Below are 4431 nucleotides of genomic sequence, written 5' to 3'. Positions count from 1 at the left end.
ACCTCACCCGGCTCCTTCGGCTGCATCGACATTGACACTCTCCCCATACGACAACGGCGGTTCCCAAAACCACAACCGGGTCTTGGGAACCGCCGTCACGCAGTGCCCTGAATTAGCCAACAGCATCGTTCCCCAGGGAACCGGGGGCACCGCCGCGTTCGGGAGGCGGGTGGACCGCGCGCTAGCGGCGCAGCCGGTGGCAGATGTACGCCAGCGTGCCCAGCAGCAGCCGGGCCTGGGGCGGGCCGCCGGCGCAGTCCAGGGCCGGCGGGCGCAGCCAGCCGACCGGTCCGAGGCCCGCGTGGTCCGAGGGCGGTGCCGTCACGTACGCGCCGTGGCCCAGCGCCCGCAGGTCCAGGTCGGCGTCGTCCCAGCCCATCCGGTACAGCAGCTGGGGCAGCCCGTCCGCGGCGCCCGGGGCCACGAAGAACTGCGCCCGCCCGTCCGGGGTCGCGGTGACCGGGCCGAGCGGCAGGCCCATCCGCTCCAGCCGCACCAGGGCGCGGCGCCCGGCCTCATACGAGACCTCGATGACGTCGAAGCCGCGGCCCACGGGCAGCAGCACCGCGGCGCCCGGGTAGGCGCCCCACGTCCTGCTGACCTCGTCCAGGGTGGCGCCGGCCGGGACGGTCGGGGCGAGCGGCAGCGGGTGGGCGCCCGGGGCCGGGCAGTCCGCGCGGCCGCAGGAGCAGTCGCGCCGGGGGCCGGCCGCCCGCGCCCCGGGGACCGCGTCCCAGCCCCACAGGCCCGTGTACTCGGCGACCGCCGTGCACTCCGACGTCCGCGCGCGGCGGCGCGTCCCGGAGCGGAATTCCTTGGTGCTGCGGCTGCCGCCGATCGTGAAGCCCATGCCCATGCCCCCTCCAACGGGTCGGACGCGCCGGTGGTTACGACGTTCGGGGGGACCGGGTGCGGCCTGCCCTGCGGTGCCGCCCGGCGCACTCCACGCCGCGCGCGCCCCGGGCGCACTCCTGTCCATCCGATCGCTTCTGCTCCATCGCCAAGTGAATCGCGCCTGGCGGGTGGCGGGTTCGCCGACAGGGGTGGCGAATGGTGGCGTTTCGGCGAACCGGCTCGCCGAGCGGGTGATCGTAGGATTACTTTCGGTGCACCGACCCTGACGGCGTACCGTTCGTGGTTATGCCGGAGGCAAGGCGTGAAGGACCTGTGAAGGTCCCCTGGCGGCGTCTGCCCTTCCGGCCAGGGTTGCGTAGGAACAGGGCTGAGCGGATGGGGGCGTTCCAGTGGGCGGCAACGGCGCAAGCGGAACGAGCGGGCAACCGGACGGATCCGGGCCCGCCGCCCGCAACGAGCAGCTGACCTCCTGGTTCGTGCGCAGCGGATGGTCCAAGGGCGAGCTCGCCCGCCAGGTGAACCGGCGCGCACGGCAGATGGGCGCCCACCACATCAGCACCGACACCTCGCGCGTGCGCCGCTGGCTCGACGGCGAGCAGCCCCGCGAACCCGTACCGAGGATCCTCTCGGAGCTGTTCTCCGAGCGCTTCGGCTCCGTCGTCGCCATCGAGCAGCTCGGCCTGCGCACCGCGCACCAGACCCCCTCGGTCTCCGGAGTCGACCTGCCGTGGGCCGCCCAGCAGACCGTGGAGCTGCTCGGGGACTTCTCCCGCAGCGACCTCATGCTCGCCCGCCGCGGTTTCCTCGGCACCTCCCTCGCCCTCTCCGCCGGCCCCGCCCTCATCGAGCCCATGCAGCGCTGGCTCGTCCCCTCCCCGGCCGCCGACCCCGCGACCGCGCGCGCCGGCCAGGGCGGCGGCGCCCTCGGCGGCCACCGGCCCCCGCGCCTGTCCGAACCGGAACTCGACCTCCTCGAAGCGACGACCGTCATGTTCCGCCAGTGGGACGCCCAGTGCGGCGGGGGCCTGCGCCGCAAGGCCGTCGTGGGCCAGCTCCACGAGGTCACCGACCTGCTGCAGGAGACCCACCCGGCGCCCGTCATGAAGCGGCTCTTCAAGGTCGCCGCCGAACTCGCCGAACTCGCCGGGTGGATGAGCTACGACATCGGCCTGCACCCCACCGCGCAGAAGTACTTCGTCCTCGCGCTGCACGCCGCGAAGGAGGCCGGCGACAAGCCCCTCGGCTCGTACATCCTCTCCAACATGAGCCGCCAGATGATCCACCTCGGCCGCCCCGAGGACGCCCTGGAGCTCATCCACCTCGCCCAGTACGGCAGCCGCGACTGCGCCGGCCCCCGCACCCAGGCGATGCTGTATGCGATGGAGGCCCGCGCCTACGCCAACATGGGCCAGCCCAGCCGCTGCAAGCGGGCCGTCCGCATGGCCGAGGACACCTTCGGGGACATCGGCCCCGGCGAAGCGCCCGAGCCCGACTGGATCCGCTTCTTCTCCGAGGCGGAGCTCAACGGCGAGAACTCGCACTCCTACCGCGACCTCGCCTACGTCGCCGGCCGCAGCCCCATGTACGCCTCCCTCGCCGCGCCCGCCATGGAGCGCGCCGTCGAGCTCTTCGGCCGGGACGAGGTGCACCAGCGGTCGTACGCGCTCAACCTCATCGGCATGGCCACCGTGCACCTCCTCCGGCGCGAGCCCGAGGAGGCCGCCTCCTACGTCGACCGCGCGCTCGCCGTGGCCGGAAAGATCCGGTCCGAAAGGGTGAACACCCGGCTCCGCAAGACCGTCGACACCGCCGCCCGTGAGTACGGCGACGTCGCCGAAGTCGTCCGGCTGACCGACCACCTCGCCTTCGCGCTGCCCCCGGCCGCGGAGGCCGTCTGACGGCCCGCGCGGCCGTCCCCCCGAAGGCCCCGGCCGCGGCAGCCACCCCGTGAAGCCCGATCAGGCTCCCCCAGCCAGGACTCCCGGGTGGTGCCGCGGCCGGCCCCGTCCTCCCGCCGCCGGCCGGCCCCGCCGGGCCGCCGGCCCGCCGCCGCCCACGGCGGCACCGTTCATCGGCACGTAACAGCCCGCACCTCTTCGTCACGGGCGCGAAACATCGGGCGGCGCCACCGGAAACCGGCCTGCGCGAATCTCTGGGTCAATAACCGGCCAGCCCCCCGGGCCCCGGGCCACCCACCGGCCCCCACGCCTTCCCGTGCCCAGGTCCCACGGTCGCCCGCACGCGAACGCACCGACGACGAGGAGACGCCGATGGCACCAGCCATCACGACCCTCGCGGCAGACGCCCCGACGCTCTCTGCCGCGAACACCGGGTTCATGCTCATCTGCTCCGCTCTGGTCATGCTGATGACCCCGGGACTCGCCTTCTTCTACGGAGGCATGGTCCGCGTCAAGAGCAGCCTCAACATGCTGATGATGAGCTTCATCAGCCTCGGGATCGTCACGGTCCTGTGGGTGCTCTACGGATTCGGCATCGCCTTCGGCGCCGACTCCGGCGGCGTCGTCGGCTGGTCCTCCGACTACCTCGGCCTCAGCGGCATCGGCATCACCGAGCTGTGGGACGGCTACACCGTCCCGGTCTACGTCTTCGCCGTCTTCCAGCTGATGTTCGCGGTCATCACCCCCGCCCTCATCAGCGGCGCCCTCGCCGACCGCGTGAAGTTCAGCGCCTGGGCCCTCTTCATCGCCCTGTGGGCCACCGTCGTCTACTTCCCCGTCGCGCACTGGGTGTGGGCCCCCGGCGGCTGGCTCTTCGAGATGGGCGTCATCGACTTCGCCGGCGGCACCGCCGTCCACATCAACGCCGGCGCCGCCGCCCTCGGCGTCATCCTCGTCATCGGCAAGCGCATCGGCTTCAAGAAGGACCCGATGCGCCCCCACAGCCTCCCCCTCGTCATGCTCGGCGCGAGCCTGCTGTGGTTCGGCTGGTTCGGCTTCAACGCCGGCTCCTGGCTGGGCAACGACGACGGCGTCGGCGCCGTGATGTTCGTCAACACCCAGGTCGCCGCCGCAGCGGCCATGCTCGCCTGGCTCGCGTACGAGAAGCTGCGCCACGGCTCCTTCACCACCCTCGGCGCGGCCTCCGGCGCCGTCGCCGGCCTCGTCGCCATCACCCCCGCAGGCGGCTCCTGCTCCCCGCTCGGCGCGATCGCCATCGGCGCCGTCTCCGGCCTGGTCTGCGCCATGGCCGTCGGCCTCAAGTACAAGCTCGGCTACGACGACTCCCTCGACGTCATCGGCGTCCACCTCGTCGGCGGCGTCATCGGCTCCCTCCTCGTCGGCTTCTTCGCCACCGGAGGCGTCCAGTCCGAAGCGGCCGGCCTCTTCTACGGCGGCGGGCTGGAACAGCTCGGCAAGCAGGCCGTGGGCGTCTTCTCCGTCCTCGCCTACTCTCTCGTCGCGTCCGCGCTGCTCGCCTTCCTCCTCGACAAGACGATGGGGATGCGCGTGAGCGAGGACGACGAGGTCTCCGGCATCGACCAGGTCGAGCACGCCGAGACCGCCTACGACTTCAGCGGAGCCGGAGGCGGCGCCCCCTCCCGGAGCACCGCCGCCC

3 protein-coding genes are annotated in these 4431 nt (G+C 72.8%); 2 read left to right on the top strand and 1 reads right to left on the bottom strand.

Features of this window, described 5'->3' with window-relative positions; all coding sequences use genetic code 11:
- Positions 1-181: 181 nt before the first annotated feature.
- Positions 182-850, bottom strand: a complete 669-nt coding sequence (locus EF903_RS29295) for a bifunctional DNA primase/polymerase (RefSeq protein ID WP_125548026.1) — start codon at positions 848-850, stop codon at positions 182-184.
- A 394-nt stretch (positions 851-1244) separates the two neighbouring features.
- Between EF903_RS29295 and EF903_RS29290 the strand changes: the two genes are divergently transcribed.
- Together EF903_RS29290 and EF903_RS29285 are read left to right on the top strand one after the other, a co-directional pair.
- Positions 1245-2753: a hypothetical protein gene (locus EF903_RS29290; protein WP_390335453.1), complete on the top strand. Its 1509-nt coding sequence runs from the start codon at positions 1245-1247 to the stop codon at positions 2751-2753.
- A 372-nt stretch (positions 2754-3125) separates the two neighbouring features.
- Positions 3126-4431, top strand: a 1306-nt coding sequence (locus tag EF903_RS29285) for an ammonium transporter (RefSeq protein WP_148142600.1), incomplete at its 3' end; no start/stop codon positions are given.

It is taken from the genome of Streptomyces sp. WAC05292, from assembly GCF_003949955.1.
Classification (GTDB): Bacteria; Actinomycetota; Actinomycetes; order Streptomycetales; family Streptomycetaceae; genus Streptomyces; species Streptomyces globosus.
Note: the sequence above shows the minus strand (reverse complement) of the source record. Positions and strands in the feature narration are given on the sequence as shown.

Excerpts from the sequence above, each read along its gene's own strand:
- EF903_RS29295 (WP_125548026.1), bottom strand. The coding sequence starts at position 850 with ATGGGCTTCACGATCGGCGGCAGCCGCAGCACCAAGGAATTCCGCTCC.